Source organism: Gelidibacter algens (assembly GCF_001678675.1).
GTDB lineage: Bacteria > Bacteroidota > Bacteroidia > Flavobacteriales > Flavobacteriaceae > Gelidibacter > Gelidibacter algens.
Window position 1 is genome coordinate 1 of the sequence record NZ_LZRN01000110.1, and the last position, 1,965, is coordinate 1,965.

General features: G+C 34.0%; 2 protein-coding genes. Both read right to left on the reverse strand.

Annotation, left to right across the window (positions count from 1 at the left end; all coding sequences use genetic code 11):
• Window positions 1-706: 706 nt before the first annotated feature.
• Entirely contained in the window at window positions 707-1,486 is a 780-nt protein-coding gene (locus tag A9996_RS19280) for a tetratricopeptide repeat protein (RefSeq protein ID WP_066439160.1), read from the reverse strand.
• Complete coding sequence (locus A9996_RS19285; protein ID WP_066439162.1) at window positions 1,470-1,892, reverse strand: hypothetical protein; 423 nt, start codon at window positions 1,890-1,892, stop codon at window positions 1,470-1,472. Before A9996_RS19285 ends, A9996_RS19280 begins: the two co-directional genes overlap by 17 nt.
• Window positions 1,893-1,965 lie beyond the last annotated feature (73 nt).

Genomic DNA, 1,965 nt, shown 5'->3' on the forward strand with positions numbered 1-1,965 from the left:
GTACGAGCTGTTGCGACGGATGGAACGAACCAATCCTAATAAGACGTGACTGTGGGAAATCCGCAGGATTTTCCAAACGGTCACAGTCCCAGCAATGGCTTGTACACGGTGTTAGTACACGGCTTTTAACTTTTCCGCCCGAGTTTGAATTCTGACGTCTTGTTGTTTAAAAGTCTAATTTAGTAAATTCAGACTAATTTCTGTTATGGTTTTTCGTATTCAGTTTTATTGAAGTTGTTTTTCTGTCAGATCGGATTCGGTCGAAAAACACAATCTTCTGGTTTTGCACTTAAACAGCAAAAAAAAATCCGGTTTGGTCTTTCAAGGATTTTACATCAGAGTGATTTTCGGCGTAAGGTTTTGTCTTTTCAGACTTGGGAATTACTTTTTTGAAGGAACTTTGGTTAAGCACAAATTTTCCTGATAAGCGACTTAACTTCCGATATTCAAGGAGATAAAACAATTAAAAAAGTGATCAATTCTGCACTGATTTTCTTGAAAACTCAATCTTCTGTTTTGTTCTTAAAACCAAAAAAAAATCGAGGAATTTTCAGAGTTTCGTTCAGCTGTGTACTAACGTTTATGTATATGAGCTGTGGCGTGTTAAAGCACAAACCTTTCCAAATATAAACTAACTTTGGGAAATCCAAAGATTTTCCATATAAGCATAGACCAAGCCATAGCTTATATACGGTGTTGTAAAACGTTATTTGCCCAATTGTTCTTTAAATTCTAAAATTTCAGAGAGGTATATTTCGTTCAAAAATTCGTTGTAATAATCATCCCGTTTTGAGCGTATATTTTCTTCCGCAATCAATATATTTTCTTTTGCTTTTTCGATTTCCCCAAGCTTTTGATATGATTTTGCCATTCCAAAAAAAGATTCTGGTGTGTATTTCGCTTGTATTATTGCTCTTTGAAATTCGGGAATTGATTTTTCGTAATTCCCAAGTTCGTATTCGCAAAGTCCGAGATAGACGAAAGAATGAATATCAGACCAATCCTCTTTTTGGTTTTTGATATTTCGATTCAACATTTCAATAGCTTTTAGATATTCTTTTTTTCCAAAATAGCACTCTCCACGCAAAAAGTCAATATTTTCTCCCCAAGGTGCATCTACAAAATTTGGCGTCAAACTATCAAGTCTATCAAAATCGGCTAAAGCCTTATCGTAGTCTCGCATTTTTCTTAATCTTATCCAACCACGATAACCCAAATGAAGTTTTGGGTCAAGCTCGACAGCTTTGTCCAAATATTCAAATCCTTGCTTAAAATCTCCAGATTTATTAAAATAAACCGAACGTTCCATCCAAGCATCGCTATTATTTTGGTCGTACTTTATTGCTCTTTCGAAATCGTGAAGGCTTGCGAAAAAATTGGATTTTTCTCTGTCCGATTTTATGTTCCACCAAATAGTAACTCCAATAACTATCAATAGAATTATAGAGCTTAATCCAATGAATAGATATTTAAAAAATTTCTTCAATTATTCCGTTTTTGATTTTTATTCTTATTAGGTTGTATGTCTTTATTTCTTTATCTCGTTCCCAATCTTTCAGTCCAGATGCAATTTTTTCCAGTTCCTTTATTAAAGTTCCGTTGTTGAATTCTGTATTTTGATAGTTCTCATCAATTTGGAATGTTTCAATATCACACAATTTTCCTGTTTTTGAAATATTCAATCTTAATGTTATAAATCCTTTACTTGGGGTGATATTAGTTTCTAATAATTGAATTTCTTTGAAGGCATTTCTCAATGTTGGATTTTCTCCCTTTATTCTACTGTTAATTCCACTTCCCCAATATGGCCTTGAATAATCCTCGCATTCGTTTTCCTCTTGTGAAAAGGATAGAAGTGTAAATATTGTTAATAATGCGATAATTTTCTTCATAATGTTTTACAACGTTTATGTGTACGAGCTGTTGCGTGTGACGGCACGAGCCATTCCAAGCACAAACTGCGCT